The organism is Aliiroseovarius sp. S1123 (assembly GCF_023015885.1).
In the GTDB taxonomy this organism is placed as follows: domain Bacteria; phylum Pseudomonadota; class Alphaproteobacteria; order Rhodobacterales; family Rhodobacteraceae; genus Aliiroseovarius.
On sequence record NZ_JALKBE010000006.1, the window covers coordinates 137,228 to 154,560 of the forward strand.

The window sequence follows — 17,333 nt, forward strand, 5'->3', positions numbered from 1 at the left end:
AAATGGGCCGAAGCCGGTCATGAAAACTTTTCCACCCAAGTGGGCAATGTGTCATTCGGATGGGCGCGGGCCGCATAGACTCCGCGGGCCACCGCGCGGGCCAGACAGGTTGCGGCGGCATGACCCAGCCGAAGCGCATCAAATCCGGGTTCCGCGAGCGTGATCTTTCCTGTTGCAGCGGCAAAGATCAGATCGCCATCAAACGGCGTGTGGCTGGGATGAATGGCGCGCGCCATGCCGTCATGGGCCGCGGTGGCCAACCGTGTCGCCTGCGCCTGATCCAGATCTGCATCGGTGGCGATGATGGCGATCGTTGTGTTCTCGCCCAATTGCGCCTCGGGGCGCGGTTCAAAACTGGGGTCATGTTGCCCCATCCCACGCGCGCCGAACTCTCCGTCCATCTCCCACGGGGCGGCCCAGAACGAGGGCTCGTCGCCCATCGTGACAGACCCCAGCGCGTTCACGGCGACCAAGGCGCCGACGGTTACGCCGTTTTCCAGCACCAGTGACGCCGATCCAAGCCCGCCTTTCAGGCCCGCGGTGGTCGCGCCAAACCCAGCACCGTGACTGCCGATCCGGAAGTTGTCTGACGCCGCCGCATAAGCAGCGCGCCCCAAGCCTTTATAGGGGTTCTGGGCCCATCCCTTGTCGCCGCCGTTCAGCAGGTCAAACAGGATAGCGCCCGAGACGATGGGCACATGCTGGTCCCCCACCTGAAACCCACGCCCTTCCTCGCGCAAGGCGTCCGCAACGCCTGATGCCGCGTCCAACCCAAAGGCTGACCCGCCCGACAACACCAAGGCATCCACCTGTTGAACCAGCTTGTCCGGGGCCAGCAAATCCGTCTCGCGCGTTCCGGGTGCGCCGCCCATGACGTGCACGCCTGCGGTAAAAGGCGCGTCCCCGACCAATACCGTTGCTCCCGTTTTAATCACTGCGTCGTCGGCATTGCCCACCCGCAATCCGGCCACATCTGTGATCAGGTTTTTCGGTCCCGGTTTCATAGCGCCCTCTTTTTCTTGTTAGAAATATCCCACGGGGGTTTGGGGGTGTGAAACCCCCAATTGCGGCCTCAGATACAGCGCCCGCCATCCACTTCCATCGCAACGCCTGTCACCATGCTGGCTTCGTCCGAGCATAGGAAGCAGGCGGCATTTCCCATATCCTCAGGGGTCGAGAACCGCCCGATGGGAATGGATGCGATGAACTTCGCGCGCATCTCGGGCGTGTCTTCGCCCATGAAGCTGGACAGAAGCGGGGTTTCGCCCGCCACGGGGCAAATCGCGTTCACACGCACGCCATGCGGGGCCAGCTCGACCGCCATGGCCTTGGTTGCGGTGATCATCCAGCCTTTTGATGCATTGTACCAGTTCAGGTTCGGGCGCGGGCTGAGCCCTGCGGTCGAGGCCACGTTCAGCACTGCCCCCGTACCTGCCGCCTTCATCCCCGGCACGAAATAACGCGCAGTCAGATAGACGGATTTGGCATTCACGGCCAACACGCGGTCAAACTCGCCCTCATCGACCTCTTCCATCGGTTTGGGCAGATGGGTGATGCCTGCGTTGTTCACCACGATGTCCACGTGGCCCCACAGCTCATGCGCCGCGCGGGCCATCTGGGCCACGCTGTCACCCGAGGACACATCCACATGATGTGCCACGCCGTCGACCTCCGCGGCGACCTCGCGGGCCAGTTCGTCATTCAGATCGGCCACCATCACCCGCGCGCCCTCGGCGGCGAATTTGCGGACGATTCCGGCGCCAAAGCCCGATGCGCCGCCCGTGACGATGGCTGTTTTGTTGTGAAGCCGCATATTCATCTCCTGATTGCAGGATCAGCTTGCGCCCAATTCGGCCCGCGCGCAAGTCAGGCGCGCATGACCTGCCAGTTGGTCGCAGACAGCCCCGCGAATCGTGCGAAACGTGCGAGTTCAGCATCCAGTTTCGCGTAACGCGCAGTGCCCCAGCGGGTGCCGGATTCCGGCCAGAAGCCGATGACGGACAACTCACCGGTCTTACGGTCGGCCTTCAACTCGATCCGGCCCACGAAACGGTCGCCTTCCAGAAGCGGATAAACATAATACCCCCAGCGGCGCTTGGCTTTCGGGACGAACATCTCGTTGCGGTAATCAAAACCGAAGAGCTTTTCGAGCCGTGCGCGGTCGCGGATGGCCGGATCAAACGGATTGAGGATCCGCAGGCGCGAGGTGGGGGCGGAAAGGGTGTCCAGCCGCGCCTCGATATCAGCAGGGGCGAGGGCAGCATAGCTGCCGCCATCTGCGGTTTCGACTTCGACCGGGACCAGCGGGGCCGTGTCGCACCACGCCTTTGCCTCGCGCGCGGACATGGCGTCCCAGAAGCGACCGATTTCGCCTGTCGTACCGAAGGACAGCCGGTCCAATGCACCACGACACAGCCAGTCGACGGCCTCGTGGTCCGGGGCGGGATCATGGGATGGAAAGACCCGCTCGCCCAGATCATAGAACTTGACGAAGTTCTTGCGGTGGCAGGTGGCAAGCTCGCCGCCATACCACATCTGGTCCAGCGCCTTCTTGTGCGGAGGCCGCGCCCACATCTCGCGTTTCTCAACCTTGGTGTCGAAGGCATGGGTGGACAGCGCACCCTCGCGCGCGATGCGATCGCGGATCTCGGCAATTTGCGCTTTTCCAAGCCCGGATTGGTACCATTCCGACCGCCCCATATATTCGCCCAGCCGGTCAAACTGTCGTCGCCAGTACGGCAGCACGCGCATGTCGATCAGGCTGGCGTCATGGGTGAAATGTTCGAACAACGCACGGTCGGACAACTGCGTCCAGATCGCGCCCTCGCGGATGTTCTGATTGCGGCTCCATAGGATGTGATTGTGCGCGCGGGTGACATTGCGGATCGTGTCGATCTGCACAAAGCCCAGTCGCCAAATCATCTCCTGCAGATCAGCCGCACCGGTCGGCGTGGCCGCCAACAGGTTGGTAGACAGCCAAAGATGCCGCGCCTGCCGGTTCGAGATCTTCAGCGCGGCGCCCATTTAGCCCTCGACCAGAAAGGCTTGCATTTGGGTCTTCAGATCTTCGTCGATCACAGTGGCCTTGCGCGCCTCAAGATCCATCAAGACGCATTTCGCGGTCACGTCGAACAGCAGCTCGTCATCCATGCCGCGGTACATCCAGTGCTGGAAGGTGGCCGAGCGGCGGCCAACCTCGGCAATGCCCGAACGCATATAAACCCATTCGCCCGCCAGAACTTCGCGGTGGTAAGTGGCGTCGGAATGGACCATCGCAAAGGCCTGACGACGTCCGCCGGTCAGCTGGTCATGGCCCAGCCCGAAGGCGGTCATCAGGCCCAGACCGGCATCCGAGACGCAGCCGAAATAACGGCTGATGTTCATATGCCCCAGCATGTCGCAGTCAGTTGGGTCGATCACCCGGCGGAAGGTTTCGATGATGGCCATTGGTCCCTCGGTCAGTCGTGTTTTGCGGCGACGGTTTTCAATTGAGAAAATCCGTAGAGCGCTTCGAAGCCTTTTTCGCGCCCGTGGCCTGATTTGCCAACCCCGCCGAAGGGCAATTCGACGCCGCCCCCTGCACCGTAATTGTTGATAAACACCTGTCCGGCGCGCAGACGCTTGGCCAGACGCATCTGACGGGCACCATTGGCGGTCCAGATGCTGGCGACCAGACCATAGTCGGTGGAATTTGCGATCTGAACGGCTTCTACTTCCGTGTCGAAGGGGATGATGACCTGTACCGGGCCGAAGATTTCGTTCTGGGCGAGCGGGTGATCGGGCGACACATCGGCAAAGAGGGTGGGGGCGACGTAATGCCCACCTTTAGGCGTATCAGTGATCTGGCCGCGCCCAGCGATTTTCAGGTCCGCGCCTTGGGTCAAGAAGCCCTCGACAATCTCTTTCTGCCGACCCGAAATCAGTGGTCCCACATTCAAATCCGCATCCGCCGGTCCCACGCGCAGCGCGTCATAGGCCGCGCCCATACGCGCGACGACCTGATCATAGACACCGCGTTGTACCAAGATACGTGAACTGGCCGAGCAGGTCTGGCCAGCATTCTGGATGCAGGCCCCTACAAGGAAGGGCAGGGCGGCGTCCAGATCAGCGTCGTCAAAGACCAGCTGCGGGGATTTACCGCCAAGTTCCAGCGTCACGGGCACGACGTTCTGGGCCGCCGCGGCTTGTACCAGCCCGCCCACGGGGACCGAGCCGGTGAAGCTGATATGGTTGACGTCGGGGTGCGAGGACAGGGCCGCGCCGGCTTCCTCGCCCAAACCTGTCACCACGTTGAGCGCGCCTTTGGGCAGGCCTGCTTCCTCGGCCAGTCGCGCGAAGGCGAGGGCTGTCAGGCAGGCCTCTTCGGCGGGTTTCAAGACGCAGACATTGCCCATCGCCAACGCCGCCCCGACCGAGCGACCGATGATCTGCATGGGATAGTTCCACGGGACGATGTGGCCCGTGACGCCATGCGGTTCGCGCAAGGTATAGACGGTGTAGCCGTCCAGATACGGGATGGTTTCGCCCATCACCTTGTCCGCCGCGCCGCCGTAGAATTCCATATAGCGCGCTAAGGCAATGGCGTCGTTGCGGGCTTGCGTCAGGGGCTTACCCACGTCGCGGGCTTCCAACGCCGTCAGGTCGTCGATGCGCGTCTGTACCAGCTGTCCGATCCGGGTCAGGATGCGTCCGCGTTCGACCGCGGTCATGCGCCCCCAGTCGCCATCCAGCGCGTCGCGGGCGGCAGCGATGGCAGCGTCCACATCCTGCGCGCTGCCGCGCCCGATGCGTGCGAATTCCTTGCCGGTCGAGGGATCTTCGACGGGGAGCGTTTCCTTCGTGGCGCGCCAATTGCCGCCGATTAGGATTTCCGTGGGATCAAACCAAAGCGCGTCCATTAAGCCGTCCTCCACGCGGGCGGAATGACCGGCGCCGCGTTTATCAGGTTTCGTGTGTAGTCATGTTGCGGGTGGGCAAATACGGTGTCCGTGTCGCCCTCTTCCACGATCTGTCCCGCGCGCATCACCAGCACGCGGTCGGTGACATTGCGTACGACGCCAAGATCGTGGCTGATAAATAGATAGGCCAGTCCGTGCTTGGACTGAAGCTCTGCTAGAAGGTCAAGAATGTCGGCGCGGATCGAGACATCCAGCGCCGACACGGCCTCGTCCAGCAGGATCAGTTCGGGGCGCAGGATCAGGGCGCGGGCGATGGCGATGCGCTGGCGCTGACCGCCAGAGAACTCGTGCGGATAGCGGGTCATGGCCTCACCGGGCAAGCCGACCTCGGCCAGCGCCTGCTGTACCCGGTCGCGCCAGTCTTCGGGTCTTTGGCCCAACAGATGAAAAGGCTCAGCAACCAGTTTTTCGACCGTCCAGCGCGGGTTGAAGCTGCCATAGGGGTCTTGGAACACGACCTGAAGTCCGGCGCGGCGGGCCGGGTCCATGTCGGGCGTGATGGGCATTCCATTCAACAGGATTTCCCCGCCTTGCAGCGGTTCCAGCCCCAGAATGGCGCGGCTGAGCGTAGATTTCCCGCAGCCACTTTCGCCCACCAGCCCAAGGCTTTCGCCCTTGTTCAGCGTGAAGCTGACGCCATCCACTGCGCGAAATTGCGGGGCGGGACCAAAAAGACGTGTTCGGGGCAGGGGATAGTCGCGTACGGCAGCGCGGACTTGCAGAAGGGGTGCTGTGCTGGGCAGTGCGGTGCCATCGGGCGCGTGGCTGGAGGCTTCCAATAGCTGTCGCGTATAAGGATGCGACATGGTGCGAAAGAGCGTCTCGGTTTCGCCCTGTTCGACAATCTCGCCCTTGCGCATGACCGCGACGTGATCGGCCATTCCGGCGACCACGGCCAGATCATGGGTGATCAGAAGCAGGCCCATGCCTTCCTCGGCGACGAGCTCTCTCAACAGATCGAGGATCTGCGCCTGCGTGGTCACATCCAGCGCGGTGGTGGGTTCGTCCGCGATCAGAAGGTCAGGGTGCAGGGCAATGGCCATGGCGATGCAGACGCGTTGACGCTGACCACCGGACAGCTCGTGCGGGTAGCGGTCCAGCGGGAAACGGTCCTGCGGCAGGCCCACGCGGGCCAGTTTCTCGGCGGCGATGCGCAGGGCGTCTTCGCGGGACGTGTCGGTATGGATCAAGAGCGTCTCGGCCACCTGATCCCCGATGGTTTTCACCGGGTTCAGGGCGGTCATCGGCTCCTGAAAGATCATCGAAATCCGCCGCCCACGAATGTCGCAAAGCGCGGGTTCGTCCAGCGTCGCAAGGTCCGTATCGTCGAGCATCACTTGACCCGAGACCTCGGCCCCGCTTGGAAGCAGTCCCATCAAGGCCAAGGCTGTCATCGACTTGCCCGACCCGCTTTCGCCCACCAGCCCGACCACCTGACCGGGTGCGATGGATAGATCGACATCGCGCAGGATGGGCGTGTCGTGGATAGACAGCAAGAGGTTCTGGATCTTAATCATTCGCGCGCCCTTCTGATCCTTGGATCCAGTAGATCACGCAGCCCGTCGCCCATCAGGTTTAGCCCCAGAACCATGACAACAATCGCCAGTCCGGGCGCGATGGCAAGGCGTGGCGTTGTGTAGATCATGGTCTGTGCGTCCGCGAGCATGCGGCCCCAGCTGGGGGTGGGTGGCTGTGCGCCCAGGCCTACATAGGAAAGCCCTGCTTCGGCCAGAATGCCCAGCGAAAACTGGATGGTGCCTTGGACGATCAACAGGTTTGCGATGTTGGGCAGGATGTGTTCGACACTGATGCGGGCCTTGCCTTTGCCCGCGACACGGGCGGCCATGATGAACTCGCGCGTCCAGATCGTCAGTGCGCCACCACGGGCGACACGGGCGAAAACCGGGATGTTGAAGATTCCGATGGCGATGATCGCGTTGGTGGCGGACGGGCCGAAGGTCGCGGTGATCAGAATTGCGATCACCAGCGAGGGGAAAGCAAAGATCAGGTCATTGCCGCGCATGATGATTTCGTCCAGCCAGCCACCCCGATTGGCTGCGGCCATCAGGCCCAACGGAACGCCGACGCCCATGCCGATCCCCACGGCCAAGACGGCGACGGCGATCGAGATTCGTCCGCCCTCCATCAACATGGACAGAAGGTCTCGGCCAAAGTGGTCGGTGCCCAGAAGGTACTCGGCCGAGGGTGCTTTCAGCTTGTCCGCGATGTTCAGCGCGGTGACGTCATAGGGCGTCCACAGGAACGAGATCAGTGCTGCGGCGAGCAGCACGACGCTAAGCACGGCGCCGATCCAAAGTTGGGCGGGCAGGCGGGTCATGCGCGCCTCCTCAGTCTTGGGTCAACGACCACATAGGCGACGTCCACAAGGAAGGTCACAAGGATGACGGCGAAGACCAGCAGCATCACGACGCTTTCCACCACCACCAGATCGCGCTGGGTGATTGCTTGGAAGATCAGCCGCCCAAGGCCGGGCAGGAAGAACACGTTTTCAATGATGATCGCGCCCGCCAGCAAGAAACTGAACTGAAGCCCGATGATGGTCAGAACCGGAATCATCGCGTTGCGCAGCGCGTGGCGGCGGGTGGCTTGGGCGACGCTTAGCCCCTTGGCGCGCGCGGTGCGCATATAGTCCTGATGCAGCACGTCCAGCAGGGACGAGCGCATGACGCGGGCGAGAATTGACGCTTGTGGCAGGGCCAATGCGATGGCGGGCAGGGTGAGAGCCTTCAGTGTCGGACCAACGCCCGCGTCCCAGCCCGGAAAGCCCCCGGCCGAGAACCAGCGCAGTTGCACCGCGAAGACCAGCACCAGCAGCATGGCGAACCAGAAATTCGGGACCGCTATGCCCATCTGGGTCACGCCCATGACCGTGTAATCCGTCATCTGGCCCCGGCGCGCGGCTGCGATCAGGCCGACGGGAATAGCGATCAGCGTGGACAGAAGCAGGGCAAACAGCGCCAGCGGCAAGGACACCTGCAACCGTTCCAGAACCAGTTCAGATACCGGCACGCGATAGGTGTAGGATATACCGAAATCCCCGACCAACAGGCCTGAGATCCAGTTGAAATAGCGTGCGCTGAGGGATCCGTTCAGCCCCAGATCATCGCGCAGGGCGGCAACCGTGTCGGGTGACGCATTCAGCCCTAGCATGAAAGACGCCGGGTCACCGGGGATCACCTCGATCATGGCGAAGATCACCAGCGAGGCCACAATCAGGCTGGCCCCAAGCGACAGGGCGCGGGTGATCAGATAACGCAACATGAGGCGAGCCTAGCCCCCGATAATGCCTGCGGAAAGAGAATTCCGCGCCGAAGGGTGCTGCGTCAGATTTTGACGTCTACACCGGGCAGATTCAGAGCCTTCATCAGCTCACGCAATTCCTGACGGGCCGCCACGTTCGAGATGTTCATCTGCCCCATGACGCCAATATCACGTAGGTCCAGAAGGGTCAGGCCGCGGGTGAAAAGCTCGCGGAAGATGACGCGTTCGTTAAAGCCCGGGGCCACGCGGAAGCCAATGCGGCGCGACAATTCTTCAATCGCGTCGCCCATCTTTTTCTTGTTGTGCATCATCTGGGCGCCCAGACGGTTGCGCACGACGACCCAATCCATCGGTTTCAGCCCGGCCTTGGCGCGCAGTTGGCGCGCGTTCCAAACCATTTCCGAGTACACGGACGGACCGGTGACCTTGCCCGAGGTCGGGTCAATATGTGCAAGCAGGTCGAAATCTACGAAACTGTCGTTCAGGGGCGTGATCAGCGTGTCAGCCAGCGAATGCGCCACTTGGCTCAGGCGGGTGTGCGATCCGGGGCAGTCGATCAGGATGAAGTCCTGGCTGTGCTCAAGCGACGCGATGGCCAAGGCCAGACGGCGGTCATAGGGGTTTTCGCCGTCCTTCAACCCGGATGGATCAATGTCGGGTAGATCGTGATATTCGGGGGTGGGAAGATCAGAGCCTTCACGCTCCATCGTGATCTTGCGGTTTTCGATGAACCGGCCGAAGGTCTGCTGGCGCAGGTCCAGATCCAGAACGCCCACGCGATGCCCCAAGCGCGACAGCGATGTCGCCACATGCATCGACACGGTCGACTTGCCCGCACCGCCCTTTTCGTTCCCGACAACAATAATATGTGCCACGCCACTATCCCCGGTATCTTGAGTGTTTTTATCTTTCGGCCACTATATGTCGCATCATTCGCAGGGGGAAGAGGTGCAAATCCAATTTGCACAACTCTTTCGCGAAGGCTGGCTATATGGTCGCAGAAATGCTGCGGTAAGCATGGTCAAAAGCCCGAGGAGATCTGATGGAAAAGAAACGCGTACTTGTAGAGTTCGGCATGGGCACGTCCTTGCGCCGCGAAGACTATACCGAGGCCGCCGCCCGCGCGATCCGGGATGCGCTGTGGCACAACTCGGTCAATATGGCCGAGCTGTTCGGGTTCGAGAAAACCGACATGATCGTGGATGTGGAAGTTGCGGTGCAAGCGCCGGATCAGGTCGACACCAGCCAGCTGGCCAAGGACTTTCCCTATGGCAACATCTCGTTCACCGTGAAGCATGGTGGCTTGGACATCGACAAGCCGCATGGGGGCAAGACGCTGATCGCCAATGTCGCCATTGCCGTGTCGTTCATGATGGAGGCCGCGTGATGGGTGAGAAACGTATGATCCTTGAGATGGGGATGGGCAACGATCTGTATGGTCAGGACTATACCAAAGCGGCGTGTCGCGCGGTGCAGGACGCGCTGCACCATTCGTCGATCACCTTGTTCTCAACGCTGGGGCTGGACCATCAGGACATGCGCGTGTCCGTGACCATCGGCGTGGCCGAGCCCGAAAAGCTGGACCTAGAAATCGTCCGCGCCGAACTGCCCCGAGGTCGGGCCGAGGTGCGCGCTGTGAAAGGCGGAATGAACACAGAAAGCGCCGGGCAGGTGCATGTGGTGGCCACCGCCGCGATCGAGGCATGGCTGCCGGATCAGGCAGGGAAGTGGCGGGTGATGCGATAAGCTTTGCCCAATCTGAAGAAAACACCGCGGCGCGCCTACAGGGCGATGGGATGATAACGTGATCGAGCAGGGACATTCAGCAAGCTTGAATGTGCCCGCAGGTCGTTTTTTAATTGGCAAGAATCGGATTTGGCCGCATAGGAGTGCCCTGTCGATCCTTGACACATGACTCTCGCAGTTTTTGCGAGCTGTGCCGAAGATCCTGCCGTTTCGAACAAAACAGGAGCTCGCGATGTCTCAGTTTTCCATGGGATGGGAAGAATGGCTTTCCCTTCCAGAATTGGGCCTTCCGGCCATGAAGGCAAAGGTTGATACCGGGGCTAAGACCTCGGCCCTGCATGCTTTTGCGATCGAGCCCTTTGGCTCTGAAAAGCGGCCTATGGTGCGGTTTGCAATCCATCCCGACCCTGATGATCCGTCATTGGAAATCGTCTGTTCGGCACCGGTCAAGGATCGGCGTCAGGTGACCTCGTCCAATGGGGAAAGCGAACTGCGCTATGTGATTGAAACGGTGGTTTCGATGGGCGAACGGGATTGGCCGGTCGAGGTTACTCTTACCGATCGTGGATCTATGGCGTATCGCATGCTGCTGGGCCGAACGGCCTTGGTGGGCGATGTTCAGGTCGATCCGTCAAGCGGCTTCCTTCAGCCGGAACTGAGCTATGACGCCTATCGCAGTTTCCCGCGCGCAAACTGGACCAAGCGCGTCTTGCGACTGGCGGTGCTGACACGAGAACCGCAGAACTATTCAAACCGCCGCCTGATAGAGGCTGCCGAGAGCCGTGGGCATTCGGTCGAGGTTATCGATACCTCGCGCTGCTATATGAAGATTCAGGGGGTCGGAGCCGAAGTGCACTATGACGGGCGTAAACTGCCGCATTTCGACGCAATTATTCCGCGCATTGGCGCCTCGATCACCGCCTATGGGACATCGGTCGTCCGGCAGTTCGAAAGCACCGGTACCTATAGCCTGTCCGCATCATCCGGGATTTCGGTTTCGCGGGACAAGCTGCATGCGCATCAGGTGCTGGCACGGCATCGTATCGGGATGCCGGATACGGCATTTGCGCGCAGCCCGAAGGACAGCAAGAACCTGATCAATCTGGTCGGGGACGCGCCCGTCATTTTGAAACTGCTTGAAAGCGCCCAAGGCAAAGGTGTCGTGCTTGCTGAGACTCGCAAGGCGGCAGAAAGCGTGATTTCCGCGTTCCGGGGGCTTAAGGCAGACTTCCTTGTGCAGCATTTCGTAAAAGAAGCGGCGGGCGAAGATATTCGTTGCATCGTTCTGGGGGGTAAAGTCGTGGCGGCCATGCGGCGCCAAGGCCCGCCGGGCGAGTTTCGGTCAAACCTGCACCAAGGGGGAAGCGCCCAAAAAGTTCGGATCACCAAGCAGGAACGAGAGACCGCGCTTAAGGCAGCCCGCGCTATGGGGTTGGAGTTCGCCGGGGTGGATCTGCTTCGTTCAGAGGGCGGTCCCAAGGTGCTCGAGGTGAACTCGTCGCCGGGGCTTGAGGGGATTGAACTGACGACCGGAAAGGATATTGCGTCGTTGGTGGTCGAGCATATTGAAAAGAAAGTTGCGCCAAAGCTTCCAAGGACAAAGCGTCGGGCTTAGCGCTGTGCGTCTGTAAGATTTCGGTCAACATGCGCAGAGCGCGGCGCTGTGCATGTTTCCCCAAAACTGACCTTAGAAACAAAAAACGCCGCTTCGAATGAAGCGGCGTTTCTGTCTCGAAAGAAGCTTGGTTTAGAAACCAAAGCCTTCGTATTTCGATTTGAACTTCGACACGCGGCCACCGGTGTCCAGCAGGCGGGTGCCGCCGCCGGTCCATGCCGGGTGTACGGTGGGGTCGATGTCCAGCGACAGGGTGTCGCCTTCTTTGCCCCAGGTCGATTTCATCTGAAAGATGGTGCCGTCGGTCATTTTGACGTCGATCAGGTGGTAGTCGGGATGCAGATCCTTTTTCATATCGACGCTCCTCAGGCTTTCTTGGCTTTGTATGTGGTGTCTTCAGCGATACGTGCCGACTTACCACGACGCGCACGCAGATAGTACAGTTTGGCGCGACGGACGCGGCCACGACGTACTACGGTGATCGAGTCGATGTTGGTCGAGTGCAGCGGGAATACACGCTCCACGCCTTCACCGAAGGAAATCTTGCGAACGGTGAACGAACCGGCAATGCCAGCGCCGTTTTTACGGCTGATGCAAACGCCTTCGTAGTTCTGCACACGGGTGCGCGAACCCTCGGTCACCTTAAAGCCTACGCGAATGGTATCGCCGGCTTTGAAATCGGGGATGTCTTTCCCCAGGGCGGCAACTTGTTCCGCCTCGAGCTGTGCGATCAGGTCCATCTGATCATCTCCTATCTGCTTGCGGTTGTTCCGCAAAGTTGGTGCCGTCCAAGAGCTCCGCGTCTTCACCGGGTCCGTCATGCGCCCGCGGGAGTGTAGTCCGTCGTTTCTTTGTCAGTTTCCGTTGCGCTGTGTGGTTGCCGAAGAAAGGCAGCAGCCCAAAAGGAAAAGGCCCGTGCGACTCGGAAGAGCGCCGGACGGGCGGTGTATAGGCGCTTTAGCCCTGTGGATCAAGCGCTTTGGCGGGGTGTAACCACAGTTCAAGATAGGGGCGCAGCCGGTCACGGACCGGGCGGTGACTATTGAGGGCGCAGAAGTTCAAAGCGAGCGCCTGAAACACGAATGCTTGGACACCTTCGGCCAGCGTGGCAGGGTCGGCATCCTGACGGAAAGGCCCGTCGACAAACCAGCCGGACAGCACATGCACGAACCGCTCGAACGTCGCTGCGATCGGCCCGATTTCCTCGACCGATGCGGCGCCGGAATAGCGCAGGATGACGTCAAACACCGCGCGCTCGCTGCCCATGAATGTCATCAGGGGGGTCAGGATGTCTAGAATCGCGTCGATCGTCTCGGGCGTGGTCTGCGCGCTGATCTGATCGAGGTGCCAGTCGATGATTCCCCCGATCATCCGGTCCAGAAGCGCGTCCTTATCCTTGAAATGGGTAAAGAACGTGCCTTTTGCGACGCCAGCGCGGCGCACGACCTCTTCCACCCGTAAATCGGTGAAGCTGCTTTCGGCAACAATGGCCGTTGCGGCCTCGATCAGGCGGGCGCGGGTTTTCAATGTGCGGGGTTGGGTGGTCGTTGTCATAACGCTTTATCCCACATTTTCTGACCGTGGTCAAAATTCATTATTGACCACGGTCAGTTTTGTGTGCGATGAAAGTGACCGTGGTCAATTTGGAGAGTCACATGACACAAAAACGGATATTGGTGTTGAACGGCCATCCGGCCGAGACATCGTTAAACAAGCGTTTGGCAACGCAATATGCCGAGGCGGCAACAGCAGCAGGGCACGAGGTGCGGGTGCTGCATATTCACGACATGGCGTTCGACGCCGACTATGGGTATGGCGGATACAAGACGCACAAGCCGCTCGAACCAGCGTTGGAGCAGTTTCTGGGCGATCTGAATTGGTCCAGCCACGTCGTAATTGTCAGCCCGATGTGGTGGGGCGGCTTGCCTGCCAAACTGAAGGGGCTGATTGATCGGGCGTTTTTGCCGGGTGTTGCTTTTGATCCACGCGGAGCAGGTCTGCCAAAACCACTTTTGAACGGTCGCTCTGCCCGCGTCATCCTGACCTCGGACAGCCCGTGGTGGTACTTTCGGTTCTTCCTGCATCGCCCGCTGTTCTGGCAGCTCAAGAAGCAGATTCTCGAGTTTGTCGGTCTGCGGCCCGCCCGTTTGACCCATTTCGCGCAGGCTAGCCATCCAAGTGAAAAGCAGATTAATCGCTGGGCACAGACGGTCGCCGCTTTGGGGCAGCGCGGGGTATGATCGCACACGCCGCATACAAGAAAAGAGGCCGCCCTTTTGCGGAGCGGCCTCTTTCAATTTAGCGCCGGGCGGCTTGGCCCGATGACAGGCTTACGCCTCTTTCTTGATTTCCACCGAATGCGGATAGGGGATCGAGATGCCGCCGCCATCAAACGCTTCCTTCACCGCCTTGGTTAGCTCGAACTTCACGTTCCAGTATTCGGCATTGTCGCACCAGACACGGGTGGTCAGGTCGACGCTGCTGTCGCCGAGGTTGGTGACACGGACCCACGGGGCGGGATCGGCATGGACGCGCAGATCGGCCTCGGCCAGATCGGTGATGATTTGCATCGCCTTGTCGATGTCATCGCCATAGTCGATTCCAAAGACCATATCGACGCGGCGGGTGTCATGATGCGAGAAGTTGCGGATGATCGACCCCCAGGCCTGACCATTTGGTACGATCACTTGCACATTGTCGGGGGTTGTCAGCTCGGTCACGAACAGGTTCAGGTCTTTTACCGTGCCAGCGGTGCCGCCAATATCAACATATTGTCCAAGTTTATAGGGGCGGAACAGGGTCAGCATGAAGCCCGCAGCAATGTCGCTGAGTGTGCCTTGCAGCGCCAAGCCAATCGCCAACGTGGCCGCGCTGAGCATGGCAACAAGGCTGGTGGCCTGAATGCCGAAGATGCTGAGAACGGCGGCCAGCACCATCAGTAGAATGACCCATTTCACCATCGAGGCAATGAAGTTGCCAAGGGTCGGGTCGATTTCGGGCGTGTTGTTGACCTTGCGCCGGGCCAACGATCCAACGGTATTGGCTACCATCCAGCCGATGACCAGCGTAACAAATGCCTTGGCAACATTCAGGATCAACGGTCCATAGCTTTGGACCTGTTCAAGAAGGGTTTCCATTGTGGTGCAACCTTTAGAAAGTCAGAGGGGGGCGTGGTCAGGTGTCGTCCTGATCGCGCGTCAGTGTCTCCCACAGGTCGGGCCTGCGTTCACGGGTAATTTTCTCGCTCATTTCCCTCCGCCATTCAGCGACTTTGCCGTGATGGCCCGAGGTCAGAACCTCGGGGATCGTGCGGCCACGCCATTCGGCGGGGCGGGTGTATTGGGGGTGCTCAAGCATTCCGGCGGAAAAGCTTTCTTCTTCGGTTGAGGCTTCGTTGCCTAGGACACCAGGCAGAAGACGGACGGTGGCGTCCAGCATTGCTTGGGCTGCAATCTCGCCGCCGGTCAGGACGAAATCACCAAGACTGATCTCTTCGATGTCGTATTCTTCCAGCACGCGTTCATCGACGCCTTCGAAACGACCGCACAGGATGGTCATGCCCTTGCAGTCGGCAAAGCGGCGTGCGGTGGCTTGATCCATCGGCTTGCCGCGCGGCGACATGTACACGATCGGCCATTTCGCGCGATCCTGTGGCACACCGCGTTGCGCCATGTCGATTGCACGGCCCAGAATGTCCGCGCGCAGCACCATCCCGGCGCCGCCCCCGGCAGGCGTGTCATCAACGTTGCGATGCTTGCCTTCGCCAAAGATGCGCAAGTCGATGGGCTCCAACGCCCAGCCTCCGTCTTTCAGCGCTTTGCCCGTCAGGCTTTCGCCCAGCACGCCGGGAAAGGCACCGGGGAACAATGTGATCACCTTTGCGGTCCACGTGCCTGCAATGCGCGGCGTGTCTGTCATCAGCTCGCGCGGTTTCAGGCTGGCAGAAATCGCCAGACGACCATGAGACCGGCCTTTGGTATTCGGGGGCGTGGAGGACGCGCTATTTTCATTGACCTTAGACATAGCGGCTGTCTACGACAGTCAGAGTGAAATGCAAACCGCCGAGGTGCTCTTTTGAGCGAACTTGAAGATCGCCAAGCTGCCGAGCACGCCGCGCTAGAGATCGCCGCCCAGCATGCGTGGCTGCGCCCGCATCTTTCAAGCCTGATGCCGGTGGTGCTGGCCGATCGGACCTCGAACAAAGGGCGGCGGTTCGTGGTGCGTTTGACCAATCTTGGTCGTGTGGATGATGCTGATGCCATCGACGTCGTTCTAAAGGCTTTTGCCGCGGGCGATGCGCTGGAGGAGTTTGAGCACCATCTTGGAGGGCATCAGAAAGCGCTCGAAAACCTCGGGCCGGGTGCCGTGCCGGAAATCCTGTCGATCCATCCTGAATCACGCAGCCTGATCATGCGCCATATCGGTTTCAGGACGGCGCAAGATATGCTTGGGATGGCCGAGCTGGGGGTGACCAAATCTGACGAGATTCTGGAAGCCTGCGGGCAGTGGATCGGCCAGTTCCACCGCGCCACCTTGGAAAAGCCCCGGCCGATTAATCCGAAGTTCATGCTGCGCTGGGTTGCGACCATGCAGGCCGAGGTTCGGGACCGCAGCCACGATGTCCCGCGCCGGGACCTCTTTCTGGCCTATGCCGATCAGATCCCCGCAATGGCCGAGGCCGTCACGGGAGAGTTGACGCCAATTGCCGTAGCCCATGGTGACATGCATCTGCGCAACCTGCTGATTACGGAAAACGGAGCCGTCGGTCTGGATTTCGAGGGCGTCCGAACCGTGACTACAGCGCATGATCTCGCAAAATTTTTAGTGCGGTATCACGGCAGGTTTGATGCCGATCCGCACACCTCGGCGCTGGATGCATTTTGGCGCGGCTATGGGGCTGATCTGCAAAAGCTGTCGCAGCCTGCGCTCAGCTATATCCTGCCCATTCGCGTGCTGGGGGATTGGCGCGATATCCCGAAACGGCGCGGGGACCGGCGCTCCGGCCAGCAACAGCGCTTCCAGAACCTTCTGAAACTCGCCGAAAATCTTTTCGCAGATTAAGCGGTTTTGTCGTCTGGAAAGACGCCCTCGGGCGGGTCGGCGATGATCCGGCCCGACGCCAGATCCACGGTCGGCACTGCATCCAGCGTGAAGGGCAAAAGCGCGGTGGCCGAGCTTCCGGGAAGTCTGATTTCAAGAACATCGGATGCACCGTGATTGTGAACGGCATGAACCTTGCCCAGCTCTTCCCCACCTGTGTTCAGCACCGTCAGACCTACAAGATCAGTGTGATAGTATTCGTCATCGGGCAAAGCGGGCAAGGCGTCGCGGTCGACGTAAAGCTTCACGCCTTTCAGCGCGTCGGCCTGTTCCTTGGTGGTCACGCCGTCGATCCGGACTGAAAAGCCGTTCTTGATCGGGCGCAGCAGTGTCAGGGAAAAGGCGCGCGTGCCATCTTCCGATGCCAACGGGCCGTAATCTGCAATCGCAGTGGGTTCGGCGCAGAAGCTTTTGATGCGCGCATCGCCCTGAACGCCATATGCACCACCAATGCTTCCTACACAAATTCGGTCGTCACTCATTTTGCACCTATGCAGACAGCTTGTTCCATTTTGCCCCCGCGGGCCTCGCATTTGTCACCCAGCACGCCGCGCTCATAGACCACGCCCGCGGAAAAGCCCGCGCTGATCAATATGATCAGCTTCACCGGATGAAAAAGCAAACCCATTTGG

At 60.4% G+C, this 17,333-nt stretch carries 21 protein-coding genes; 5 read left to right on the plus strand and 16 right to left on the minus strand.

All coding sequences use genetic code 11. The features are described from left to right. Positions 1-17: 17 nt before the first annotated feature. From MWU53_RS12255 to MWU53_RS12295, 9 genes are all read right to left on the minus strand, one after another. Positions 18-1,004, minus strand: coding sequence for a P1 family peptidase (locus MWU53_RS12255; protein ID WP_247093743.1), 987 nt, complete (start codon positions 1,002-1,004; stop codon positions 18-20). Positions 1,005-1,072: 68 nt separating this feature from the next. Next, a complete protein-coding gene (locus MWU53_RS12260) occupies positions 1,073-1,813 on the minus strand; it encodes an SDR family oxidoreductase (protein WP_247093745.1) in 741 nt (246 codons plus the stop codon). A gap of 53 nt (positions 1,814-1,866) precedes the next feature. After that, positions 1,867-3,024, minus strand: coding sequence for a crosslink repair DNA glycosylase YcaQ family protein (locus tag MWU53_RS12265; protein WP_247093747.1), 1,158 nt, complete (start codon positions 3,022-3,024; stop codon positions 1,867-1,869). Then, the gene (locus tag MWU53_RS12270) at positions 3,025-3,447 is read right to left on the minus strand and encodes an acyl-CoA thioesterase (RefSeq protein WP_247093749.1); all 423 of its coding nucleotides are present in this window, start codon (positions 3,445-3,447) and stop codon (positions 3,025-3,027) included. 11 nt (positions 3,448-3,458) lie between these two features. Continuing rightward, on the minus strand, positions 3,459-4,898 hold the full coding sequence (locus MWU53_RS12275) for an aldehyde dehydrogenase family protein (protein ID WP_247093751.1): 1,440 nt from the start codon (positions 4,896-4,898) through the stop codon (positions 3,459-3,461). Then, complete coding sequence (locus MWU53_RS12280) at positions 4,898-6,475, minus strand: dipeptide ABC transporter ATP-binding protein (protein ID WP_247093753.1); 1,578 nt, start codon at positions 6,473-6,475, stop codon at positions 4,898-4,900. The genes MWU53_RS12275 and MWU53_RS12280 overlap by 1 nt, the downstream gene beginning before the upstream one ends. Next, the gene (locus MWU53_RS12285; RefSeq protein ID WP_247093755.1) at positions 6,472-7,296 is read right to left on the minus strand and encodes an ABC transporter permease; all 825 of its coding nucleotides are present in this window, start codon (positions 7,294-7,296) and stop codon (positions 6,472-6,474) included. Before MWU53_RS12285 ends, MWU53_RS12280 begins: the two co-directional genes overlap by 4 nt. After that, positions 7,293-8,240: an ABC transporter permease gene (locus MWU53_RS12290; protein ID WP_247093756.1), complete on the minus strand. Its 948-nt coding sequence runs from the start codon at positions 8,238-8,240 to the stop codon at positions 7,293-7,295. The genes MWU53_RS12285 and MWU53_RS12290 overlap by 4 nt, the downstream gene beginning before the upstream one ends. A gap of 62 nt (positions 8,241-8,302) precedes the next feature. Further along, positions 8,303-9,115, minus strand: a complete 813-nt coding sequence (locus tag MWU53_RS12295) for a division plane positioning ATPase MipZ (RefSeq protein ID WP_247093758.1) — start codon at positions 9,113-9,115, stop codon at positions 8,303-8,305. Positions 9,116-9,282: 167 nt separating this feature from the next. Here MWU53_RS12295 and MWU53_RS12300 point away from each other — a divergent pair, with 167 nt between their 5' ends. The 3 genes from MWU53_RS12300 (at position 9,283) to rimK (ending at position 11,601) form a co-directional block, all read left to right on the plus strand. Continuing rightward, positions 9,283-9,627 (plus strand): Lin0512 family protein, encoded by a 345-nt coding sequence (locus MWU53_RS12300; RefSeq protein WP_247093760.1) that lies wholly within the window; start codon positions 9,283-9,285, stop codon positions 9,625-9,627. Beyond that, positions 9,627-9,986 (plus strand): Lin0512 family protein, encoded by a 360-nt coding sequence (locus MWU53_RS12305; protein ID WP_247093762.1) that lies wholly within the window; start codon positions 9,627-9,629, stop codon positions 9,984-9,986. Before MWU53_RS12300 ends, MWU53_RS12305 begins: the two co-directional genes overlap by 1 nt. 232 nt (positions 9,987-10,218) lie before the next feature. After that, complete coding sequence (rimK, locus tag MWU53_RS12310) at positions 10,219-11,601, plus strand: 30S ribosomal protein S6--L-glutamate ligase (RefSeq protein WP_247093764.1); 1,383 nt, start codon at positions 10,219-10,221, stop codon at positions 11,599-11,601. A gap of 132 nt (positions 11,602-11,733) precedes the next feature. Here the strand turns inward: rimK and rpmE are convergent, their stop codons facing one another. The 3 genes from rpmE to MWU53_RS12325 form a co-directional block, all read right to left on the minus strand. Beyond that, positions 11,734-11,955: a 50S ribosomal protein L31 gene (gene rpmE, locus MWU53_RS12315; RefSeq protein ID WP_247093766.1), complete on the minus strand. Its 222-nt coding sequence runs from the start codon at positions 11,953-11,955 to the stop codon at positions 11,734-11,736. A gap of 11 nt (positions 11,956-11,966) precedes the next feature. After that, positions 11,967-12,341, minus strand: coding sequence for a 50S ribosomal protein L19 (gene rplS, locus MWU53_RS12320; RefSeq protein ID WP_247093768.1), 375 nt, complete (start codon positions 12,339-12,341; stop codon positions 11,967-11,969). A 217-nt stretch (positions 12,342-12,558) separates the two neighbouring features. Then, positions 12,559-13,155: a TetR/AcrR family transcriptional regulator gene (locus tag MWU53_RS12325; RefSeq protein ID WP_247093770.1), complete on the minus strand. Its 597-nt coding sequence runs from the start codon at positions 13,153-13,155 to the stop codon at positions 12,559-12,561. 101 nt (positions 13,156-13,256) lie between these two features. On the opposite strand from MWU53_RS12325, the gene MWU53_RS12330 reads away from it, so the two are divergent. Next, the gene (locus tag MWU53_RS12330) at positions 13,257-13,841 is read left to right on the plus strand and encodes an NAD(P)H-dependent oxidoreductase (protein ID WP_247093772.1); all 585 of its coding nucleotides are present in this window, start codon (positions 13,257-13,259) and stop codon (positions 13,839-13,841) included. Between the two features lie 90 nt (positions 13,842-13,931). Here the strand turns inward: MWU53_RS12330 and MWU53_RS12335 are convergent, their stop codons facing one another. Beyond that, positions 13,932-14,738 carry a mechanosensitive ion channel domain-containing protein gene (locus MWU53_RS12335; protein WP_247093774.1) on the minus strand — a complete coding sequence of 269 codons (807 nt, stop codon included), beginning with the start codon at positions 14,736-14,738 and terminating at the stop codon, positions 13,932-13,934. A gap of 37 nt (positions 14,739-14,775) precedes the next feature. Beyond that, a complete protein-coding gene (gene trmD, locus MWU53_RS12340) occupies positions 14,776-15,624 on the minus strand; it encodes a tRNA (guanosine(37)-N1)-methyltransferase TrmD (RefSeq protein ID WP_247093776.1) in 849 nt (282 codons plus the stop codon). A gap of 51 nt (positions 15,625-15,675) precedes the next feature. On the opposite strand from trmD, the gene MWU53_RS12345 reads away from it, so the two are divergent. After that, entirely contained in the window at positions 15,676-16,662 is a 987-nt protein-coding gene (locus MWU53_RS12345) for an aminoglycoside phosphotransferase family protein (protein ID WP_247093778.1), read from the plus strand. Here MWU53_RS12345 and rimM read toward each other — a convergent pair. Together rimM and MWU53_RS12355 are read right to left on the minus strand one after the other, a co-directional pair. Continuing rightward, a complete protein-coding gene (gene rimM, locus MWU53_RS12350; RefSeq protein ID WP_247093780.1) occupies positions 16,659-17,183 on the minus strand; it encodes a ribosome maturation factor RimM in 525 nt (174 codons plus the stop codon). The two genes, MWU53_RS12345 and rimM, sit on opposite strands and share 4 nt — an antisense overlap. Next, positions 17,180-17,329: a hypothetical protein gene (locus tag MWU53_RS12355; RefSeq protein ID WP_247093782.1), complete on the minus strand. Its 150-nt coding sequence runs from the start codon at positions 17,327-17,329 to the stop codon at positions 17,180-17,182. The genes rimM and MWU53_RS12355 overlap by 4 nt, the downstream gene beginning before the upstream one ends. Between the last annotated feature and the right edge of the window lie 4 nt (positions 17,330-17,333).

Coding starts and splice junctions, on each gene's coding strand:
- MWU53_RS12255 (WP_247093743.1), bottom strand. CDS start 1,004: ATGAAACCGGGACCGAAAAACCTGATCACAGATGTGGCCGGATTGCGG.
- MWU53_RS12260 (WP_247093745.1), bottom strand. CDS start 1,813: ATGCGGCTTCACAACAAAACAGCCATCGTCACGGGCGGCGCATCGGGC.
- MWU53_RS12265 (WP_247093747.1), bottom strand. CDS start 3,024: ATGGGCGCCGCGCTGAAGATCTCGAACCGGCAGGCGCGGCATCTTTGG.
- MWU53_RS12270 (WP_247093749.1), bottom strand. CDS start 3,447: ATGGCCATCATCGAAACCTTCCGCCGGGTGATCGACCCAACTGACTGC.
- MWU53_RS12275 (WP_247093751.1), bottom strand. CDS start 4,898: ATGGACGCGCTTTGGTTTGATCCCACGGAAATCCTAATCGGCGGCAAT.
- MWU53_RS12280 (WP_247093753.1), bottom strand. CDS start 6,475: ATGATTAAGATCCAGAACCTCTTGCTGTCTATCCACGACACGCCCATC.
- MWU53_RS12285 (WP_247093755.1), bottom strand. CDS start 7,296: ATGACCCGCCTGCCCGCCCAACTTTGGATCGGCGCCGTGCTTAGCGTC.
- MWU53_RS12290 (WP_247093756.1), bottom strand. CDS start 8,240: ATGTTGCGTTATCTGATCACCCGCGCCCTGTCGCTTGGGGCCAGCCTG.
- MWU53_RS12300 (WP_247093760.1), top strand. CDS start 9,283: ATGGAAAAGAAACGCGTACTTGTAGAGTTCGGCATGGGCACGTCCTTG.
- MWU53_RS12305 (WP_247093762.1), top strand. CDS start 9,627: ATGGGTGAGAAACGTATGATCCTTGAGATGGGGATGGGCAACGATCTG.
- rimK (WP_247093764.1), top strand. CDS start 10,219: ATGTCTCAGTTTTCCATGGGATGGGAAGAATGGCTTTCCCTTCCAGAA.
- rpmE (WP_247093766.1), bottom strand. CDS start 11,955: ATGAAAAAGGATCTGCATCCCGACTACCACCTGATCGACGTCAAAATG.
- rplS (WP_247093768.1), bottom strand. CDS start 12,341: ATGGACCTGATCGCACAGCTCGAGGCGGAACAAGTTGCCGCCCTGGGG.
- MWU53_RS12325 (WP_247093770.1), bottom strand. CDS start 13,155: ATGACAACGACCACCCAACCCCGCACATTGAAAACCCGCGCCCGCCTG.
- MWU53_RS12330 (WP_247093772.1), top strand. CDS start 13,257: ATGACACAAAAACGGATATTGGTGTTGAACGGCCATCCGGCCGAGACA.
- MWU53_RS12335 (WP_247093774.1), bottom strand. CDS start 14,738: ATGGAAACCCTTCTTGAACAGGTCCAAAGCTATGGACCGTTGATCCTG.
- trmD (WP_247093776.1), bottom strand. CDS start 15,624: ATGTCTAAGGTCAATGAAAATAGCGCGTCCTCCACGCCCCCGAATACC.
- rimM (WP_247093780.1), bottom strand. CDS start 17,183: ATGAGTGACGACCGAATTTGTGTAGGAAGCATTGGTGGTGCATATGGC.
- MWU53_RS12355 (WP_247093782.1), bottom strand. CDS start 17,329: ATGGGTTTGCTTTTTCATCCGGTGAAGCTGATCATATTGATCAGCGCG.